13 protein-coding genes are annotated in these 20,496 nt (G+C 70.1%); 7 read left to right on the plus strand and 6 right to left on the minus strand.

The window, feature by feature from the left end; all coding sequences use genetic code 11:
• Positions 1-74: 74 nt before the first annotated feature.
• The 4 genes from tuf to rpsL all read right to left on the minus strand — a co-directional run bounded on the left by tuf (position 75) and on the right by rpsL (position 4,383).
• Complete coding sequence (gene tuf / locus ACI799_RS03580) at positions 75-1,268, minus strand: elongation factor Tu (RefSeq protein WP_456589066.1); 1,194 nt, start codon at positions 1,266-1,268, stop codon at positions 75-77.
• A 90-nt stretch (positions 1,269-1,358) separates the two neighbouring features.
• The gene (fusA, locus tag ACI799_RS03585; protein ID WP_456589067.1) at positions 1,359-3,458 is read right to left on the minus strand and encodes an elongation factor G; all 2,100 of its coding nucleotides are present in this window, start codon (positions 3,456-3,458) and stop codon (positions 1,359-1,361) included.
• 80 nt (positions 3,459-3,538) lie between these two features.
• A complete protein-coding gene (rpsG, locus tag ACI799_RS03590) occupies positions 3,539-4,009 on the minus strand; it encodes a 30S ribosomal protein S7 (protein WP_456589068.1) in 471 nt (156 codons plus the stop codon).
• Positions 4,009-4,383 (minus strand): 30S ribosomal protein S12, encoded by a 375-nt coding sequence (rpsL, locus tag ACI799_RS03595; RefSeq protein WP_012950487.1) that lies wholly within the window; start codon positions 4,381-4,383, stop codon positions 4,009-4,011. Before rpsL ends, rpsG begins: the two co-directional genes overlap by 1 nt.
• A 524-nt stretch (positions 4,384-4,907) precedes the next feature.
• Between rpsL and ACI799_RS03600 the strand changes: the two genes are divergently transcribed.
• The 7 genes from ACI799_RS03600 to ACI799_RS03630 all read left to right on the plus strand — a co-directional run bounded on the left by ACI799_RS03600 (position 4,908) and on the right by ACI799_RS03630 (position 12,226).
• Positions 4,908-5,948, plus strand: coding sequence for an LLM class F420-dependent oxidoreductase (locus ACI799_RS03600; protein WP_456589069.1), 1,041 nt, complete (start codon positions 4,908-4,910; stop codon positions 5,946-5,948).
• 243 nt (positions 5,949-6,191) lie between these two features.
• Complete coding sequence (locus ACI799_RS03605; RefSeq protein ID WP_456612459.1) at positions 6,192-7,316, plus strand: histidine kinase; 1,125 nt, start codon at positions 6,192-6,194, stop codon at positions 7,314-7,316.
• Complete coding sequence (locus tag ACI799_RS03610) at positions 7,313-8,056, plus strand: LytR/AlgR family response regulator transcription factor (RefSeq protein WP_456589071.1); 744 nt, start codon at positions 7,313-7,315, stop codon at positions 8,054-8,056. The genes ACI799_RS03605 and ACI799_RS03610 overlap by 4 nt, the downstream gene beginning before the upstream one ends.
• Before the next feature lie 3 nt (positions 8,057-8,059).
• Entirely contained in the window at positions 8,060-8,434 is a 375-nt protein-coding gene (locus ACI799_RS03615; protein ID WP_456589072.1) for a hypothetical protein, read from the plus strand.
• Between the two features lie 19 nt (positions 8,435-8,453).
• The gene (locus ACI799_RS03620) at positions 8,454-9,983 is read left to right on the plus strand and encodes a sodium/solute symporter (RefSeq protein ID WP_456599615.1); all 1,530 of its coding nucleotides are present in this window, start codon (positions 8,454-8,456) and stop codon (positions 9,981-9,983) included.
• A 265-nt stretch (positions 9,984-10,248) separates the two neighbouring features.
• Complete coding sequence (locus tag ACI799_RS03625) at positions 10,249-10,620, plus strand: DUF485 domain-containing protein (RefSeq protein WP_456589074.1); 372 nt, start codon at positions 10,249-10,251, stop codon at positions 10,618-10,620.
• Positions 10,613-12,226: a solute symporter family protein gene (locus ACI799_RS03630; RefSeq protein ID WP_456589075.1), complete on the plus strand. Its 1,614-nt coding sequence runs from the start codon at positions 10,613-10,615 to the stop codon at positions 12,224-12,226. Before ACI799_RS03625 ends, ACI799_RS03630 begins: the two co-directional genes overlap by 8 nt.
• 215 nt (positions 12,227-12,441) lie before the next feature.
• On the opposite strand, the gene ACI799_RS03635 is transcribed toward ACI799_RS03630, so the two are convergent.
• Together ACI799_RS03635 and rpoB are read right to left on the minus strand one after the other, a co-directional pair.
• The gene (locus tag ACI799_RS03635; RefSeq protein WP_456589076.1) at positions 12,442-16,347 is read right to left on the minus strand and encodes a DNA-directed RNA polymerase subunit beta'; all 3,906 of its coding nucleotides are present in this window, start codon (positions 16,345-16,347) and stop codon (positions 12,442-12,444) included.
• A gap of 93 nt (positions 16,348-16,440) precedes the next feature.
• Positions 16,441-19,947 carry a DNA-directed RNA polymerase subunit beta gene (gene rpoB / locus ACI799_RS03640; RefSeq protein ID WP_456589077.1) on the minus strand — a complete coding sequence of 1,169 codons (3,507 nt, stop codon included), beginning with the start codon at positions 19,945-19,947 and terminating at the stop codon, positions 16,441-16,443.
• Between the last annotated feature and the right edge of the window lie 549 nt (positions 19,948-20,496).

The raw sequence follows: 20,496 nt of genomic DNA on the forward strand, positions 1-20,496 counted from the left end.
GGGCTCGGGCGGCGTGCCGCCCCGAGCCCATGGCCGGGCGGCGGCCGGAACCCCGGCCGCCGCCCGTCAGGGTGTTACTTGAGGATCTTGGTGACGCGGCCGGCGCCCACGGTGCGGCCACCCTCGCGGATGGCGAACCGCAGACCCTCCTCCATGGCGATGGGCTGGATCAGCTCCACCGTCATCTCGGTGTTGTCGCCGGGCATGACCATCTCGGTCCCGGCGGGCAGGGTCACGACGCCGGTCACGTCCGTCGTCCGGAAGTAGAACTGGGGACGGTAGTTGTTGAAGAACGGCGTGTGACGGCCACCCTCGTCCTTCGAGAGGATGTAGACCGAGCCCTCGAAGTTGGTGTGCGGGGTGATCGAGCCGGGCTTCACGACGACCTGGCCGCGCTCGACGTCCTCGCGCTTGATGCCACGGAGGAGCAGACCCACGTTGTCGCCGGCCTGACCCTGGTCGAGCAGCTTGCGGAACATCTCGACGCCGGTGACGGTCGTCTTCGTCGAACCCTCGCGGATACCGACGATCTCGATCTCCTCGGAGACCTTGACGATGCCACGCTCGACGCGACCGGTGACGACGGTGCCACGACCGGTGATCGTGAAGACGTCCTCGACGGGCATGAGGAACGGCTTGTCGATCTCACGCTCCGGCTCGGGGATCGCCGAGTCGACGGCGTCCATGAGCTCCATGAGCTTGTTGCCCCACTCGGCGTCGCCCTCGAGGGCCTTCAGCGCGGAGACGCGGACCACGGGGACGTCATCGCCCGGGAACTCGTACTCGCTGAGCAGCTCGCGGACCTCGAGCTCGACGAGCTCGAGGATCTCCTCGTCGTCGACCATGTCGGCCTTGTTGAGCGCCACGACGATGTAGGGGACGCCGACCTGGCGGGCCAGGAGGACGTGCTCCTTGGTCTGCGGCATCGGGCCGTCGGTGGCGGCCACGACCAGGATCGCGCCGTCCATCTGCGCGGCACCGGTGATCATGTTCTTGATGTAGTCGGCGTGCCCGGGGCAGTCGACGTGCGCGTAGTGCCGGTTCTCCGTCTGGTACTCGACGTGCGCGATCGAGATCGTGATGCCGCGAGCCTTCTCCTCGGGCGCCTTGTCGATCATGTCGAAGGCGGAGGCCTCGTTGAGGTCCGGGTACTTGTCGTGCAGGACCTTGGTGATCGCCGCGGTCAGCGTCGTCTTCCCGTGGTCGATGTGCCCGATGGTGCCGATGTTGACGTGCGGCTTGGTCCGCTCGAACTTGGCCTTGGCCACTGGGTTCCTCTCCTCGTGGTTACGCAGGTGGTGCGTGCTCTGGGGTGGGGGCTGTGCTCGGGAGCTCGCGGGCGGTCGCCCGCATCCCGGTTACTCGCCGGTCGCCTTGGCGATGATCTCCTTGGCGACGTTGGCCGGGACCTCGGCGTACGAGTCGAACACCATCGAGTAGCTCGCCCGTCCCTGGGTGCGGCTGCGCAGGTCGCCCACGTAGCCGAACATCTCCGACAGCGGGACCAGTGCCCGGACGACGCGGGCGCCGGAGCGCTCCTCCATCGCCTGGATGAGCCCGCGGCGGGAGTTGAGGTCGCCGATCACGTCGCCCATGTTCTCCTCGGGCGTCGTGACCTCGACCGCCATCAGCGGCTCGAGCAGGGCCGGGTCGGCCTTGCGCGCCGCCTCCTTGAAGGCGATCGAGCCGGCGATCTTGAAGGCCATCTCCGAGGAGTCGACCTCGTGGTACTGGCCGTCGAGGAGGCTCGCCTTGACGCCCACCATCGGGTAGCCGGCGAGGACGCCGTACTGCATGGCGTCCTGCATGCCCTGGTCCACCGACGGGATGTACTCCTTGGGGACGCGACCGCCGGTGACCTTGTTCTCGAACTCGTAGGTCGCGGAGTCGGCACCCATGGGCAGCGGCTCGATGGCGATCTGCACCTTCGCGAACTGCCCGGAGCCACCCGTCTGCTTCTTGTGGGTGTAGTCGTACCGCTCGACCGCCTTGCGGATCGTCTCGCGGTAGGCGACCTGCGGCTTGCCGACGTTGGCCTCGACGTTGAACTCGCGCCGCATGCGGTCGACGAGGATCTCCAGGTGGAGCTCGCCCATGCCGGAGATGACGGTCTGACCGGTCTCCTCGTCGAGCTTGACCTGGAAGGTCGGGTCCTCCTCGGCGAGCTTCTGGATCGCCGTGCCCAGCTTCTCCTGGTCGCTCTTGGTCTTCGGCTCGATGGCGACCGAGATGACCGGGGCCGGGAAGGTCATCGACTCGAGGATCACCGGCTTCTGCGGGTCGCAGAGGGTGTCACCCGTCGTCGTCTGCTTCAGGCCGTTGACCGCCACGATCTGGCCGGCGCCCACGCCCTCGCGCTCCTCGCGCTTGTTCGCGTGCATCTGGTAGATCTTGCCGACCCGCTCCTTGCGGTCCTTGGTGCTGTTGAGCACCGGGGAGCCGGAGTCGAGGCGACCCGAGTACACGCGGATGTAGGTCAGCTTGCCCAGGTGCTGGTCGGTCTGGATCTTGAAGGCCAGCGCCGAGAACGGCTCGTCCTCGTCGGCGTGCCGGAGCACCTCGGTCTCGCCGTCCATGGCGGTACCGACGATCGCCTCGACGTCCAGCGGGCTGGGCAGGTAGTCCGTGACCGCGTCGAGCAGGGGCTGCACGCCCTTGTTCTTGAAGGCGGTACCGGTGAGCACCGGGTTCACCTGCGCGGCGATGGTCGCCTTGCGGATGGCGGCCTTGAGGCGGTCGACCGAGATCTCCTCGCCCCCGAGGTAGGACTCCATGAGCGAGTCGTCGAAGTCCGCGATGTTCTCGAGCAGCTTCTCGCGGTACTCGGCGGCCTGGTCGGCGAGCTCCGCGGGGATCTCCTCGACCGCGTAGTCCTCGCCCATCTTGGTCTCGCCGCGCCAGGTGAGCGCCCGCATCTGCACCAGGTCGACGACGCCGATGAAGTCGGCCTCGGCCCCGATCGGCAGCTGCAGCACCAGCGGGTTCGCCCCGAGGCGCTCCACCATCATGTCCACGCACCGGAAGAAGTCGGCGCCGGTCCGGTCGAGCTTGTTGACGAAGCACATGCGCGGGACGCCGTACTTCTCGGCCTGCCGCCAGACCTGCTCGGTCTGCGGCTCGACGCCGGCGACACCGTCGTAGACGGCGACGGCACCGTCGAGCACCCGCAGCGACCGCTCCACCTCGACGGTGAAGTCGACGTGCCCGGGGGTGTCGATGATGTTGATGTCGTAGCCGTTCCAGGAGCACTTCGTCGCGGCGGACGTGATGGTGATGCCGCGCTCCTGCTCCTGCTCCATCCAGTCCATCGTGGCCGCGCCGTCGTGGACCTCACCGATCTTGTAGTTGATACCGGTGTAGAAGAGGATGCGCTCGGTCGTGGTGGTCTTGCCGGCGTCGATGTGCGCCATGATCCCGATGTTGCGGGTCTTGGCGAGCTGGGCCTCGTTGCTGGCCATTCCTTACTCCTCTTGCTGGTTGTCCGTGTGCGGGTGCCGGGGGTCGCCCGGGAGTCCCGCCGACGGCGGGCGCTGGTGCGTTACCAGCGGTAGTGCGCGAAGGCCTTGTTCGACTCGGCCATCTTGTGCGTGTCCTCGCGCCGCTTCACAGCCGCACCCAGACCGTTGCTCGCGTCCAGCAGCTCGTTCATCAGACGCTCGGTCATCGTCTTCTCGCGGCGGCCGCGGCTGTACTGGATGAGCCAGCGCAGGCCGAGGGTGGTGCTGCGGGAGGCGCGGACCTCGACCGGGACCTGGTAGGTCGCACCACCGACGCGGCGGCTGCGGACCTCGAGGGCCGGCTTCACGTTGTCCAGCGCCCGCTTGAGCGTGACGACCGGGTCGGTGTCGGTCTTGGCGCGGCAGCCCTCGAGGGCGCCGTAGACGATCGACTCGGCGACCGAGCGCTTGCCGTCGACCAGCACCTTGTTCACCAGCTGGGTCACCAGCGGCGACTGGTACACCGGGTCGGCGACGAGCGGGCGACGCGGCGCGGGGCCCTTGCGCGGCATTAGCTCTTCTCCTTCTTCGCGCCGTAACGGCTGCGAGCCTGCTTGCGGTTGCGGACACCCTGGGTGTCCAGCGAGCCACGGATGATCTTGTAGCGCACGCCCGGCAGGTCCTTCACGCGGCCGCCGCGCACGAGCACCATCGAGTGCTCCTGCAGGTTGTGACCGACGCCCGGGATGTAGGCGGTCACCTCGATGCCACTGGTGAGGCGGACGCGAGCGACCTTGCGCAGCGCCGAGTTCGGCTTCTTCGGCGTCGTCGTGTACACGCGCGTGCAGACTCCGCGACGCTGGGGCGAACCCTTCAGCGCCGGGGTCTTGGTCTTCTCGACCTTGTCCTCGCGGCCCTTGCGGACCAGCTGGTTGATCGTGGGCATGGGTGGCCTGGATCTCCTACCTGCGCTGGGGTGGTGCTCGTCTGTTTTCTGCTCTGCGGTGGTGCTGGGGTGCCGGTCCCTCGTCGGAACCTCCCCGACCCCGGCCCTGTTCCACGTCCGGTCCACGTGGTCGGGCGTGTCGCCCTTCCTCGGACCGGTGCGGCGTCTGACCGAACTCGGTTGCCCCTCGCGACTCGGCGCCGCCACCCACCCCGGCCGGGCCGGGAGGACGGTCCCCGGCGACCCTGAGATCTGCATCTCGGGCCGCCCAGGCGCACCGCGAACGGGAGCAGGCCCAGGGCACCCTGGGCACGGCTGACCACGATACCCGTGCCCGCGGAGCCGGTCAAAGCCGGGTGCCTCACATGCGTCGACAGGTCGACGGGAGGGGGCTGGGTGGCAGCCGGAGTGCCCGGACACTACCGCCGCCCCGGCCTCGGGGACAGCTCCACCGCGCACCCCGGCGCGCGACCGATACCGTGCGGACGACGTCAACGGTGGCGCCGCGACACAGAGGAGTGCACGTGCGGATCGGCATCCAGGCCAGCTACAGCGGGGGTTTCCAGGAGACGGCGGCGGAGATCCGCGATCTCGAGGCCGCGGGGCTCGACCTGGCCGCGGTGGCCGAGGTCTACACCTTCGACGCGGTCAGCCAGCTCGGCTACCTGGCGGCGGTGACCGAGCGGGTCGAGCTGCTGAGCGCGATCTTCCCCATCTACAGCCGCACCCCGGCGCTGACCGCGATGACCGCCGCCGGCCTGGACTTCGTGTCCGGCGGCCGCTTCACCCTCGGGCTCGGCGCCTCCGGCCCCCAGGTGATCGAGGGCTGGCACGGCGTGCCCTACGACGCGCCCCTGCAGCGCACCCGCGAGGTCGTGGAGGTCTGCCGCCAGGTGTGGCGCCGGGACCGGCTCGACCACCAGGGGAAGAAGTACACGATCCCGCTGCCGGCCGACCAGGGCACCGGCCTGGGCAAGCCGCTCAAGCTGATCAACACCCCGGTCCGCGACCGGATCCCGGTGATGCTGGCCGCCCTCGGCCCGAAGAACGTCGAGCTCGCCGCCGAGATCGCGGAGGCCTGGGAGCCGATCTTCTTCGTGCCCGAGAAGGCGGCGTCGGTGTGGGGCGACTCCCTGGCCGCCGGCAAGGCCAAGCGCGACCCGGCGCTCGGCGACCTGCAGGTCGTCACCGGCGTCCCCGTCGCCGTCGGTGACGACGTCGAGGGGCTGCTGGAATCCGTGAAGCCGGCGCTCGCCCTCTACATCGGCGGCATGGGCGCCCGCGGCAAGAACTTCTACAACGACCTCGCCGTCCGGTACGGCTACGAGGCCGAGGCGAGGACCATCCAGGACCTCTACCTCGACGGCAGGAAGGACGAGGCCGCGGCCGCCGTCCCCGACGAGCTGGTGCGGGCGTCGTCGCTGATCGGCCCGGAGGGCTACGTCGCCGAGCGGATCACCGCCTTCGCCGAGGCCGGCGTGACCACCCTGATGCTCCAGCCGCTCGACGGCAGCAGGGAGGGGCGGCTGCGGACGGTCGAGACCGTGAAGCGGCTGGCCGGGTAGCCGTTCGCAGCAGGACCCCGGGTCGTGGCGGCCGGCGAGCACCCCGGCGGCCACGCCGGGCCCCGCGACACGGAGGAGACGGCGACTCCGGCTCCCCGCCCGTCGCACGCGCCCGGGATGGCGGGACACGTGCGCGCGCTCTACGGTGCGCTTCCGGCTGCACCTGCGACGTGCAGCGCACGCACGGACGGGTGGAAGGGAGAACGGGCCGCGCCGCACCGGCACCGGCGCCCCCGACGACAGATGCGCATCTCGTGGCGGTGGCTGCGGCCCGGCCAGCTCGGGACGGAGGCGGAACAGGCGACGTTCCGGACCCTCCACTCGGCCTCCCTCACCGCGCCCGCGCTGCGTGAGGGCCTGACCGCGAGCTCGGCGGAACGTGCGGTCCGCCATCTGCGCGACCTGCTCGGGGTGCCGGCGGTCGCGCTCACCGACACCGTGTCCATGCTCGCGTGGGACGGTCGGTTCGGACACCACGAGCGGCACGCCTCGGCTCTTGCCGCCTTCGTGCTCGAGTCGGGCAACACCGTGGTCCGGGACCGCACCGACTTCTCCTGCGCTGATGCCGGGTGCGGGCTGCGACAGGCCGTGATCAGCCCGCTCGTGGTGGACGACCGGGTGGTCGGCACCCTGCAGGCGTTCACGCCGTCCGCGTCCACCCGGCTCGTGCGGGCCGCCGGCGAGGTCGCACGCTGGGTGTCGGGGAACCTGGAGCTCGCCGAACTCGACGCCTCCCGCACCCGGCTGATGGAGGCCGAGGTACGGGCGCTGCGGGCGCAGATCAGCCCGCACTTCATCTACAACTCGCTGACCGCGATCGCGTCGTTCGTGCGCACCGATCCGGAGCGGGCCCGGGAGCTGCTGCTGGAGTTCGCCGACTTCACCCGGTACTCCTTCAGCCGGCACGGCGAGTACACGACGCTGGCCGAGGAGCTGCGGTCGGTCGAGCGCTACCTCGTGCTCGAGAAGGCCCGGTTCGGCGACCGGCTCCAGGTGACGCTGCGGGTGGCCCAGGAGGTGCTGCCGGCGGCCGTGCCGTTCCTCTGCCTCCAGCCGCTCGTGGAGAACGCCGTCCGGCACGGGCTCGAACGCAAGCCGGGTACCGGGACGGTCACCATCATCGCCGCGGACAACGGCGGCGAGTGCCTGATCTCCGTGGAGGACGACGGCATCGGGGAGGACCCGGAGAAGGTGCGACGGGCGCTCGCCGGCGACACGTCCGTCGACTCGGTGGGGCTGGGCAACGTGGACGCCCGGCTGCGCACCGCCTTCGGCGACGACTACGGCCTGGTCGTCGAGACCGGCCCGGGAGCCGGCACGAAGGTCAGCGTGCGGGTGCCCAAGTTCGCCCCGGGCGTGCGCCCGTGACGGCCGACCTGTTGACCGTGCTGGTGGTCGACGACGAGCGCCCCGCCCTCGACGAGCTCCGCTGGCTGCTCGAGCGGGACCCCCGAATCGGCACCGTCGTGACCAGCGACTCGGCCACCGAGGCGCTGCGGATCCTCCAGGAAGGAACCCTCGACGGGGTCTTCCTGGACATCCGGATGCCCGGGCTCACGGGCCTGGACCTGGCGCGGGTGCTGTCCCAGTTCAAGACGCCGCCTCCGGTGGTCTTCGTGACCGCCCACGACGACCACGCCGTCGACGCGTTCGAGTTGGACGTCGTCGACTACGTCCTCAAGCCCGTTCGGGACGACCGGCTGACGGAGGCGGTCCGCCGGGTGGCCGCTGCGCGGGCGGGCGGCCCCCCGCCCGCCGACGACGACATCGCCGTCGAGCTCGGCGGGGTGACGAGGTTCGTGCCCCGCTCCAGCATCCGCTACGTCGAGGCGCAGGGTGACTACGCCAGGCTGCACACCGCGTCGGGCGGCCACCTGGTCCGGGTTCCGCTGACCACCTTGGAGGAGGCCTGGAAGGACGCCGGGTTCGTGCGGATCCACCGGTCGCTGCTGGTCGCGCTGCAGCACGTGGACGAGGTGCGGATGGACGCCGGCCGGTGCACCGTGGTCGTCGGCGGCGTGGAGCTCGGGGTGAGCCGGCGGCACACCCGGGAGCTCCGCGACCTCCTGGTGCGCCGGGCGCGGCCGGGCCACTCGGGGAGGTGGTGAGTGGTGCCGGACCCGACCCCACGCCGGGTGCGCGTCACCAGCCCGCGCACCGGGGCTGCGCGGGCGCAACGGGTCCCGGCTGCCCGGGAGATCGACGACCAGACCCTCCTCGGCGAGGTGTACGTGACGTCGCTGCTGCGCTCCCAGCTGCGCCTGGCCCTGCTGACGATGGCCGCCCTGGCCGTGTTCGTCGGTGGGATCCCCCTGGTCTTCTGGCTGGTGCCGGATCTCGCCGCGGTCGAGGTGCTCGCCGTACCGCTCCCCTGGTTCCTGCTGGGGTTCGCCGTCTACCCGTTCCTGTTCGTGGTCGGCTGGCTCTACGTGCGTGCCGCCGAACGCACCGAGCGGGATTTCACCGACGTGCTGAACCGCTCGTGACGCCCCGGACCGGCCGGCCGTGACCGCGGCCGGCTACAGCATCGCCGGCGTCACGGTCGTGGTCGTCGCCACGTTGGCGATCGGTGCCTACGGGTGGCGGTTCTCGCGCACCACCAGCGACTTCTTCGTCGCCTCCCGCACGGTGCGGCCGGGGCTGAACGCGTCGGCGATCGGTGGGGAGTACCTCTCCGCCGCCTCCTTCCTCGGTGTCGCCGGTCTGGTGCTGGCGTTCGGCACCGACATGCTGTGGTACCCGGTCGGCTGGACGGCGGGCTACCTGGTCCTGCTGGTGTTCGTCGCCGCGCCACTGCGCCGCTCCGGTGCCTACACGTTGCCCGACTTCGCCGAGAGCCGGCTGGAGTCGCTGGCGGTGCGCCGGTTCTCCTCGCTGCTGGTGGTGGCGATCGGCTGGCTGTACCTGATGCCGCAGTTCCAGGGCGCCGGTCTGGCGCTGGCCACCACGACCGGGACCGAGCCGTGGCTGGGCGGCGCGCTGGTCGCGGCGGTGGTGCTGGTCAACGTGCTGTTCGGCGGGATGCGGAGCATCACCTTCGTCCAGGCGTTCCAGTACTGGCTGAAACTCACCGCGCTGCTGTTCCCGGTGCTCTTCATGGCCGGCGTCTGGCTCGGCGACGGCGGCCCCTCCCCCGCTTCGGCCGTCGCCGGGGGCCTGGGTGGGTCCGGGGACGAGTGGGCGTCACCGCTCGCCGGGAGCGGGCACCAGCTCTACACGACGTACTCGATCATCGTCGCCACGTTCCTGGGCACCATGGGGCTCCCCCACGTGGTGGTGCGCTTCTACACCAACCCCGACGGCATCGCGGCCCGCCGCACGACGCTCCTCGTGCTGGCCCTGCTCGGTCTGTTCTACGTGCTGCCGCCGATCTACGGCGGCCTGGGCCGGCTGTACACACCGGACCTGATCAGCAGCGGCCGCACCGACACCGTGGTCCTGGAGCTGCCGGCGCGGATGCTGAGCGGCACGATGGGTGAGCTGCTGTCCGCCCTGACCACCGCCGGGGCCTTCGCCGCGTTCCTGTCCACGTCGTCCGGGCTGACCGTCGCGGTGGCCGGCGTGATCAGCCAGGACGTGATGGGACGCCGGTTCCGCGGGGTGCGCGCGTTCCAGGCGGCGGCCGTCACGGCCGTCGTCGTCCCGCTCGGTCTCGCGTTGCTGACCGAAGGGGTCGGTGTCGCCCGGGCCGTCGGCCTCGCCTTCGCCTTCGCCGCCTCCACCTTCTGCCCGTTGCTGGTGCTGGGCATCTGGTGGCGCCGGCTCACCGACGCCGGCGCGATCGCCGGGATGCTCGTCGGTGGCGGCTGCGCCGGGTTCGCGGTGCTGGCCACCCTGCTCGGACTGGCTCCCGACGGCTGGCCCGGCGCCCTGCTCGTCCAGCCGGCTGCCTGGACGGTCCCGCTGGCGTTCCTCACGATGACGGTGGTCTCGCTGGCCACGCCCAGGCGCCTGCCCCGGCACGCCGCCCGCAGCATGGCCAGGCTGCACACACCCGAGGCGGTGCTGCTGGACCGCGGTCCGCTCCCCCGGTGATCGCCGAGGCGTCGCCGCGGTGCTGCGACGCCGTCCGTCACGAGACCGATGTGACCGGCGCCTCCCCGCGCGACCGTTCGTCCCGCTGGACGTGCCGTACGTCGACGCGTGCTCGCCGCTCACCGCAGAGTCCGCGCGGTCCCCTGCCCTCCCGGGAGCCGGCTCCCTAACGTGACAGCGCTCACACCTGGCCGCTGTTGCTCGGCCACGGTGGTCCCGACCCCGACCTGGAGGCCGCACGTTGACCCCGACAGACGAACGACGGTTGCTGACACCGCAGGAGTACCGCGCCGCACAGAACTCCCCGGAGTTCGTCGAGCTGAAGAAGCGGTTCCGCAGCTTCGCCTTCCCGATGACGGTCGCGTTCATCGTCTGGTACCTGCTCTTCGTCCTGCTGTCGACGTACGCCTCGGACTTCATGTCGACCCAGGTGTTCGGCAACGTGAACGTGGGCCTGCTGTTCGGCCTCGCCCAGTTCCTGACCACCTTCGTGATCACCCACCTCTACGTGGCGCACGCGAACAAGCGCACCGACCCCATCGCCGACGAGATGCGCGAGCGTCTCGAGGCGCACGACTACGCGCCCGACGCGACCGCCGGCGGCGACACCGACACCCAGGGGGCGACCCGTGCCTGAGCTGCTCGCCGCCGATGCCACCATCGGCAACCCGGCGATCAACATCTCCATCTTCGGCGCGTTCGTCGTCGTCACGCTGGCCATCACCTTCCGGGCCAGCCGCAACAACAAGAGCGCGGCGGACTACTACGCCGCAGGCCGCACCATCACCGGTCAGCAGAACGGCCTCGCCATCGCCGGTGACTACCTGTCGGCGGCCTCGTTCCTCGGCATCGCCGGCGCCATCGCCATCTACGGCTACGACGGCTTCCTCTACTCCATCGGCTTCCTGGTGGCGTGGCTGGTCGCACTGCTGCTCGTCGCCGAGCTGATGCGCAACACCGCCCGGTTCACCATGGCCGACGTGCTGGCGTTCCGGATGCGGCAGGGGCCGGTGCGCACCGCCGCCGCCATCTCGACGCTCGCGGTCTCGCTGTTCTACCTGCTCGCCCAGATGGCCGGCGCCGGTGGCCTGGTGGCGCTGCTGCTCGGGGTGAGCGGCCCGGTGGCCGAGGCGCTGGTCGTCGTCGTCGTGGGTGCGCTGATGATCTTCTACGTCCTCGTCGGCGGGATGCGCGGCACGACGTGGGTGCAGATCATCAAGGCCAGCCTGCTGATCGCCGGCGCGCTGGTGATGACGCTGTGGGTGCTCGGCGAGTACGGCTTCAACCTGTCGGCGCTGCTCGGCGGCGCGGTGCAGAGCGCCGGCAACGAGTCGGTGCTCAACCCCGGTGCGCAGTACGGCGTCAGCGACGCGACCCGGCTGGACTTCATCAGCCTGGCCCTGGCCCTGGTGCTCGGCACCGCCGGCCTGCCGCACGTGCTGATGCGCTTCTACACCGTGCCGACGGCGAAGGCCGCGCGGACCTCGGTGGTCTGGGCGATCTGGCTGATCGGCATCTTCTACCTGTTCAGCCTGGTCATCGGCTACGGCGCCGGCGCCATGGTCGGTGCCGAGCGCATCGTCGCGGCCCCGGGTGGGGTGAACGCCGCCGCCCCGCTGCTGGCCTTCGAGCTCGGCGGCACGGTGCTGCTGGGCATCATCGCCGGCGTCGCGTTCGCGACGATCCTCGCGGTCGTCGCCGGCCTCACGATCACCGCGTCGGCGTCGTTCGCCCACGACGTGTACGCATCGGTGATCAAGAAGGGCGACGTCCCGCCGAACGGTGAGGTCAAGGTCGCCCGGATCACCGCGGTCGTCATCGGTGCCGTCGCGATCGGCCTGGGCATCCTGGCGCTGCGCGCCGGGCTGAACATCGCCTTCCTCGTGGCGCTGGCGTTCGCGGTGGCCGCCTCGGCGAACCTGCCGACGATCCTCTACACGCTGTTCTGGAAGCGGTTCACCACCCAGGGCGCGCTGTGGTCCATCTACGGCGGTCTGATCATCTGCGTCGGGCTCATCGTCTTCTCCCCGGTGGTGTCGGGGACCGAGACCTCGATGTTCCCGGGCGGGAACTTCGACTTCTTCCCGCTGCGCAACCCGGGCCTGGTGTCGATCCCGGCCTCGTTCCTCCTCGGCTACCTGGGCACGGTGCTCACGAAGGAGAAGCCGAACGAGGACAAGTGGGCCGAGCTCGAGGTGCGGGCCCTCACCGGCATCGGGGCGGAGAAGGCCGTCGACCACTAGAAGGACCTGGCTCCTCCCCGCACCTCGCTCCGCTCGGCGCGGGCCCCTGGAGCCAGGCCGTTCCATCCGCTTGCGAGGCGCGCGTCCCCTGCGGGGGCGCGCGCCTCGCGCGTTGCGGGGTCCCGGGATCTGCCCGCTGCCGCTGCAGGAAAGGCCAGAGGCCCAGAACCATGCAGGTTCTGGGCCTCTGGCGTTCAGCGGCTACTGGGGGGCCGTCAGCCCCGCCAGTCGTACTCCTCGAGGCGGACGGCCTCGCCGGTGCCCTGCCCGAAGACGTCCGGGCTGTAGTACTGCCCGTCCTCGTAGCCGGCCATCGTGTACACGGCGGCGCGCGCCTCCTCGGTCGGCTCGACCGCGATGTTCCGGTAGCGGCTGATCCCCGTACCCGCCGGGATCAGCTTTCCGATGATCACGTTCTCCTTGAGCCCGAGCAGGCTGTCGCTCTTGCCCTGGATCGCGGCGTCGGTGAGCACCTTGGTCGTCTCCTGGAAGGAGGCGGCCGACAGCCACGACTCGGTCGCGAGCGAGGCCTTGGTGATGCCCATGAGCACCGGACGGGCCGAGGCCGGCTCGCCGCCCTCGGCGACGACGCGGCGGTTCTCCGTCTCGAAGATCGTCCGCTCGACCAGCGCACCGGGCAGGAACTCCGTCGCGCCCGAGTCGATGATGGTCACCCGCTTCAGCATCTGGCGGATGATCACCTCGATGTGCTTGTCGTGGATCGACACGCCCTGGCTGCGGTAGACCTCCTGGACCTCGCGAACCAGGTGCAGCTGCACCTCACGCGGGCCCATGATCCGCAGCACCTCGTGCGGGTCGACCGCACCCTCGGTCAGCTGCTCGCCGACCTCGACGTGGGCACCGTCCTCGACCCGCAGCCGCGAGCGACGCGACAGCTTGTCGTAGACGACCTCGTCGGAGCCGTCGTCCGGGGTGATGGTGAGCTTCCGGAACTGCTCGCCGTCCTCGATCCGGACGGTGCCGGCCAGCTCGGCGATCGGGGCCTTGCCCTTGGGGACGCGGGCCTCGAAGAGCTCCACCACACGCGGCAGGCCGTGGGTGATGTCCTCACCCGCGACACCACCGGTGTGGAAGGTGCGCATCGTCAGCTGGGTGCCGGGCTCACCGATCGACTGGGCGGCGATGATGCCGACCGCCTCGCCGACGTCCACCAGCTTGCCGGTCGCGAGCGACCGGCCGTAGCAGGTGGCGCAGGTGCCGAGCAGCGACTCGCAGGTCAGCACGCAGCGGACCTTGACCTCGCTGACGCCGGCGTCGATGAGCGCCTGGATCAGCACGTCACCCAGGTCGGAGTTGGCCTGCGCGATGACGGTCCCGTCCTCGGCCACCACGTCGGCGGCCAGGGCGCGGGCGTAGACGCCGGTCTCCACGTGCGGGTCACGCGTCACCACACCGTCGAGGACGGTGCCGATCGGCATGATCACGCCGCGGTCGGTACCGCAGTCCTCCTCGCGGATGATGACGTCCTGCGAGACGTCCACCAGACGCCGGGTGAGGTACCCGGAGTCGGCGGTCCGCAGCGCGGTGTCGGCCAGACCCTTGCGGGCACCGTGCGTGGAGATGAAGTACTCCAGCACGGACAGACCCTCCCGGAAGTTGGCCTTGATCGGCCGCGGGATGATCTCGCCCTTCGGGTTGGCGACCAGGCCGCGCATACCGGCGATCTGGCTGATCTGCATCATGTTGCCTCGGGCGCCCGAGTTGACCATGACCCAGACCGGGTTGGTGGTGGGGAAGTTGTCCACCATCGCCTGGCTGACCTCGGCCCGCGCGCGGGTCCAGATCTCGATCAGCTCGCCACGACGCTCGGCGTCGGTGATGACGCCGCGCTCGTACTGCTTCTCGATCTTCGCGGCCTCGGCCTCGTGCCGGTCGAGGATCTCCTGCTTGACCGGCGGTGTGACGACGTCGTCGATGGCGATGGTGACGCCCGACCGCGTGGCCCAGCGGAACCCGGCGGCCTTGAGGGCGTCCAGCGTCGCCGCGACCTGCACCTTGGGGTAGCGCTCGGCGAGGTCGTTGACGATCGCCCCGAGCTCCTTCTTCGGCACCTGGTAGTTGACGAAGCGGTAGTCCTCGGGCAGGGCCTCGTTGAACAGCACCCGGCCCAGGCTGGTCTCGACCAGCGCCGGCTGACCGGGGGTCCAGTCCTCGGGCTGCACCCAGGCCTCGTTGACCTTGCCGTTGTCGACGCCGAACACCTCGTCGAGGCGGATGTAGGCCCGCTCCTGCAGCCCCAGCGCGCCCACGTCGTAGGCCATGACCGCCTCGGCGGCCGAGGAGAACGACGCCGGCTGACCACCGTCGGCCTCGTGCCGCGAGGGCACCAGGGTCGTCAGGTGGTACAGGCCCAGCACCATGTCCTGGGTCGGCGCGGTGATCGGGCGACCGTCGGCCGGCGACAGGATGTTGTTCGACGACAGCATCAGGATGCGGGCCTCGGCCTGGGCCTCGGCCGACAGCGGCAGGTGCACCGCCATCTGGTCACCGTCGAAGTCCGCGTTGAACGCGGTGCAGACGAGCGGGTGGATCTGGATGGCCTTGCCCTCGACCAGCTGCGGCTCGAAGGCCTGGATGCCCAGGCGGTGCAGCGTCGGTGCGCGGTTGAGCAGCACCGGGTGCTCGGTGATGACCTCTTCCAGCACGTCCCACACGACCGGGCGCGCGCGCTCGACCATCCGCTTGGCGGACTTGATGTTCTGCGCGTGGTTGAGGTCGACCAGCCGCTTCATCACGAAGGGCTTGAACAGCTCCAGCGCCATCTGCTTGGGCAGGCCGCACTGGTGCAGCTTCAGCTGCGGGCCGACGACGATGACCGAACGGCCGGAGTAGTCGACGCGCTTGCCGAGCAGGTTCTGGCGGAACCGGCCCTGCTTGCCCTTGAGCAGGTCGCTCAGGGACTTCAGCGGACGGTTGCCCGGACCGGTGACCGGACGGCCGCGACGGCCGTTGTCGAACAGCGCGTCCACGGACTCCTGGAGCATCCGCTTCTCGTTGTTGACGATGATCTCCGGCGCGCCCAGGTCGAGCAGTCGCTTGAGCCGGTTGTTCCGGTTGATCACCCGGCGGTACAGGTCGTTCATGTCGCTGGTGGCGAAGCGGCCACCGTCGAGCTGCACCATCGGGCGCAGGTCCGGCGGGATGACCGGGACGCAGTCCAGCACCATGCCCATGGGCGAGTTGCGGGTCTGCTGGAACGCCGCGACGACCTTCAGCCGCTTGAGGGCGCGCAGCTTGCGCTGGCCCTTGCCGCTGCGGATCGTCTCGCGCAGCGAGACGGCCTCGGCGTCGAGGTCGAAGCCCGCGAGGAGCTTCTGCAGCGCCGCGGCGCCCATGCCGCCCTCGAAGTACTCACCGAAGCGGTCCCGCAGCTCGCGGTAGAGGCCCTCGTCGGCGATGAGCTGCTTGACCTCGAGCTTGCGGAAGGTGTCCATCACCTCGTCGAGGCGGTCGATCTCCCGCTGGGAGCGGTCGCGCAGCTGGCGCATCTCGCGCTCGCCGCCCTCGCGCACCTTGCGGCGGACGTCGGACTTCGCGCCCTCCGCCTCCAGCTCGGCGAGGTCGGCCTCGAGCTTCTGCTGGCGCGCCTCGACGTTCGCGTCGCGCTGGCTCTCGAGGTTGGACTTCTCGGCGCTGATCTCGGCCTCGATGGTCGGGAGGTCGCGGTGGCGCGCCTCGTCGTCGACCGAGGTGATCATGTAGGCCGCGAAGTAGATGATCTTCTCGAGGTCCTTGGGCGCCAGGTCGAGCAGGTAGCCCAGCCGCGACGGCACACCCTTGAAGAACCAGATGTGCGTGACCGGAGCGGCGAGCTCGATGTGGCCCATCCGCTCGCGGCGGACCTTGGCCCGGGTCACCTCGACGCCGCAGCGCTCGCAGATGATCCCCTTGAAGCGGACCCGCTTGTACTTACCGCAGTAGCACTCCCAGTCCCGGGTAGGACCGAAGATCTTCTCGCAGAAGAGACCGTCCTTCTCCGGACGCAGGGTGCGGTAGTTGATGGTCTCGGGCTTCTTCACCTCACCGTGCGACCACTGGCGGATGTCGTCGCCGGTGGCCAGACCGATGCGGAGCTCGTCGAAGAAGTTGACGTCGAGCAAGGTGTGACCCCTTTCAGGGGCTAGTGCTTCGCTTCTATGACTTGGAAGTGGTGGTCGGCCGGCCCCGGTTGCTCAGGGCCGGCCGACTACCGATCAGACGTCTTCGACGGACGACGGCTCGCGGCGGGACAGGTCGATGCCCAGCTCCTCCGCGGCCCGGAAGACCTCGTCGTCGGTGTCGCGCAGCTCGATCGCCTGCCCGTCGCCGGAGAGCACCTCGACGTTGAGGCACAGCGACTGCAGCTCCTTGAGCAGCACCTTGAACGACTCCGGGATGCCCGGCTCGGGGATGTTCTCGCCCTTGACGATGGCCTCGTAGACCTTCACGCGGCCGAGGATGTCGTCGGACTTGATGGTGAGCAGCTCCTGCAGCGCGTAGGCCGCGCCGTAGGCCTGCATCGCCCAGCACTCCATCTCGCCGAAGCGCTGGCCACCGAACTGCGCCTTACCACCCAGCGGCTGCTGCGTGATCATCGAGTAGGGGCCGGTCGAGCGGGCGTGGATCTTGTCGTCGACCAGGTGCAGCAGCTTCAGGATGTAGACGTAGCCCACGGCGATCGGCTCGGGGAAGGGCTCCCCGGAGCGGCCGTCGAACAACCGCGCCTTGCCGGTGGGCTGCACCATCCGCTTGCCGTCGCGGTTCGGGATCGTGGACGAGAGCAGCCCGACGATCTCCTCCTCCTTGGCACCGTCGAACACCGGCGTCGCAGTCCGGGTGCCCGGCGCCGCCGACCTCGCCGCCTCGGGCAGGTTCTTCGCCCAGTCCGGGTCGCCGTCGACCTGCCAGCCCTGCTTGGCGATCCACCCGAGGTGCATCTCCAGGACCTGGCCGACGTTCATGCGGCCGGGGACGCCGAGCGGGTTGAGGACGATGTCGACCGGGGTGCCGTCCTCGAGGAACGGCATGTCCTCCTGCGGCAGGATCTTCGAGATGACGCCCTTGTTGCCGTGGCGGCCGGCGAGCTTGTCACCGTCGGAGATCTTGCGCATCTGGGCGACGTAGACCCGGATCAGCTCGTTGACGCCGGCAGGCAGCTCGTCGCCGTCCTCGCGCGAGAACACGCGGACGCCGATGACCTTGCCGGACTCACCGTGCTTGACCTTCAGCGACGTGTCGCGCACCTCGCGGGCCTTCTCGCCGAAGATGGCCCGCAGCAGGCGCTCCTCGGGGGTCAGCTCGGTCTCGCCCTTGGGCGTGACCTTGCCGACGAGGATGTCGCCGGGGACGACCTCGGCCCCGATGCGGATGATGCCCCGCTCGTCGAGGTCGGCCAGCACGTCCTCGGAGACGTTCGGGATGTCCCGGGTGATCTCCTCGGCGCCGAGCTTGGTGTCGCGGGCGTCGACCTCGAACTCCTCGATGTGGATCGAGGACAGGACGTCGTCCTGCACGAGGCGCTGCGACAGGATGATCGCGTCCTCGTAGTTGTGGCCCTCCCACGACATGAAGGCGACCAGGAGGTTCTTCCCCAGCGCCATCTCGCCCTCGTCGGTGCACGGCCCGTCGGCGATGACCTGGCCCACCTCGACCCGCTGCCCCTCGTCGACCAGCGGGGTCTGGTTGACCGAGGTGCCCTGGTTGGAGCGGCGGAACTTCAGCAGCCGGTAGGTCTGCCGGGTGCCGTCGTCGGCCATCACGGTGACGTAGTCGGCGGTGGAGTCCTCGACCACACCGGCCTTCTCCGCCACGACCACGTCGCCGGCGTCGACGGCGGCCCGCAGCTCCATGCCCGTGCCGACCAGCGGCGCCTCGCTGCGCAGCAGCGGCACCGCCTGCCGCTGCATGTTCGCGCCCATGAGCGCGCGGTTGGCGTCGTCGTGCTCGAGGAACGGGATCATCGCCGTCGCGACCGAGGTCATCTGCCGCGGCGAGACGTCCATGTAGTCCACGTTCTCGGGGGCGAGGTAGTCGACCTCGCCACCCTTGGTGCGGACCAGGACGCGCTCCTCGGCGAGGCGGCCCTGCGCGTCGAGCGGGCTGTTGGCCTGCGCGACGACGAAGCGGTCCTCCTCGTCGGCGGTGAGGTAGTCGATCTGGTCGGTGACGGTGCCGTTCTCGACCTTGCGGTACGGCGTCTCGATGAAGCCGAAGGCGTTGACCCGGCCGTAGGAGGACAGCGAGCCGATCAGGCCGATGTTCGGGCCTTCCGGCGTCTCGATCGGGCACATCCGGCCGTAGTGGCTCGGGTGCACGTCGCGGACCTCCATGCCGGCCCGCTCACGCGACAGACCACCGGGACCCAGCGCCGACAGGCGGCGCTTGTGGGTCAGGCCCGCGAGCGGGTTGGTCTGGTCCATGAACTGGGACAGCTGGCTGGTGCCGAAGAACTCCTTGATGGAGGCGACGACCGGCCGGATGTTGATCAGGGTCTGCGGCGTGATCGCCTCGACGTCCTGGGTCGTCATCCGCTCGCGGACCACGCGCTCCATGCGGGACAGGCCGACCCGGATCTGGTTCTGGATCAGCTCGCCGACGGTGCGCAGGCGGCGGTTGCCGAAGTGGTCGATGTCGTCGACGCCGTGGTCGGGCTCGCCGGCGTGCAGGCGCACGACGTACTCGATGGTGGCGACGATGTCGTCCTCGGTCAGCGTCTGGGTGCCCTGCGGCACCTCGACGCCCAGCTTCTTGTTGACCTTGTACCGGCCCACCTTGGCCAGGTCGTAGCGCTTGGGGTTGAAGAACAGGTTCTCCAGCAGCGCCTGCGCCGACTCACGCGTCGGCGGCTCGCCCGGCCGCAGCTTGCGGTAGATGTCGAGCAGGGCCTCGTCCTGCCCCGCGATGTGGTCCTTCTCCAGCGTGGCCAGGACCGTGGGCGACCACTGGAAGTGCTCGCGGATGCGGTCCTCGCCCCAGCCGAGGGCCTTGAGCAGGACGGTGACGGGCTGGCGGCGCTTGCGGTCGATGCGGACGCCGACGGTGTCGCGCTTGTCGACGTCGAACTCCAGCCACGCACCGCGGCTGGGGATGACCTTGGCGCTGAAGACGTCCTTGTCCGACGTCTTGTCCAGCGTCTTGTCGAAGTAGACGCCGGGGCTGCGGACGAGCTGGGACACGACGACGCGCTCGGTCCCGTTGATGACGAAGGTGCCCTTGTTCGTCATGATCGGGAAGTCGCCCATGAACACCGTCTGGCTCTTGATCTCGCCGGTGGTGTTGTTCATGAACTCGGCGGTGACGAACAGCGGCGCCGCGTAGGTCATGTCCTTGTCCTTGCACTCCTCGAGGGACGCCTTGACGTCCTCGAAGCGCGGGTTGGAGAAGGACAGCGACATCGAGCCGCTGAAGTCCTCGATCGGGGAGATCTCCTCGAGGATCTCGGCGAGGCCACCGACGGCCGCCTCCTGCTCCTCGGGGGAGAGGGTGGCCCGCCACTCGGGGCTGCCCACGAGCCAGTCGAAGGACGCGGTCTGCAGGGCGAGCAGATCCGGCACCTCGAGGGGCTCGGAGATCTTGGCGAACGAGACGCGCAGCGGCGCGCCGGGGATCTTCTGCTGGTCGGCCTCGCCGGTGCGGGGGCCGTTCTGCGTGACCGGGGTGGTTCGGGTGTTACCCGACTCGGTGGTGCCGGGGGTGATGCTGGTGGGGCGAGAGCCTGCCAAGATGCGTCCTTCCAAGGACCTCACGACGTGCGGGCGGTGGGCTGCGGGGTCGTCCTGGGTCGTCGTCGGTGGTGGCGAGGCTGTCCGCGACGGCCGCGATCGCTCGCCGGACAGGTCAGCGCGGGTATCGCCCGGTGGATTCCCGGGCGCCCGTCGTGACCCGTTGTGGCGGGCAGGCAGTCAGAGGGCAGCGCAACAGGAGACCCTACCCCTGGTGGCGCGCGATGTCCACGTCGGGGGCACCGGTGCGAGCGGCGCCACATCCGCGGGACGGGCGGCCCTCCGGCGGGCCGGTGGGGTGTGCGGCGGATCCATGATGTCAGCCATCCCGCTCCGGTGGGACCGCCACGCCGAGCGGCCCGGTTGCCGGGGCGGCCCCACCCGGGCCCGCACGGAGGCGGCGGCCTCGCCGGCCGGAGGCGGCGGCCTCGCCGGCCGGACGACGAGATGCGCACGCGGCCGGACTCAGCTGGCGGTGAGCGCCAGCCCGCTGATCGTCCACTCGCCGTCGATGGTGACCATGCGCGGCCTGCACCGTCGGCACCGTCT

It is taken from the genome of Blastococcus sp. SYSU DS0753, assembly GCF_054051175.1.

Coding starts and splice junctions, on each gene's coding strand:
- fusA (WP_456589067.1), bottom strand. CDS start 3,458: ATGGCCAGCAACGAGGCCCAGCTCGCCAAGACCCGCAACATCGGGATC.
- rpsG (WP_456589068.1), bottom strand. CDS start 4,009: ATGCCGCGCAAGGGCCCCGCGCCGCGTCGCCCGCTCGTCGCCGACCCG.
- rpsL (WP_012950487.1), bottom strand. CDS start 4,383: ATGCCCACGATCAACCAGCTGGTCCGCAAGGGCCGCGAGGACAAGGTC.
- ACI799_RS03605 (WP_456612459.1), top strand. CDS start 6,192: ATGCGCATCTCGTGGCGGTGGCTGCGGCCCGGCCAGCTCGGGACGGAG.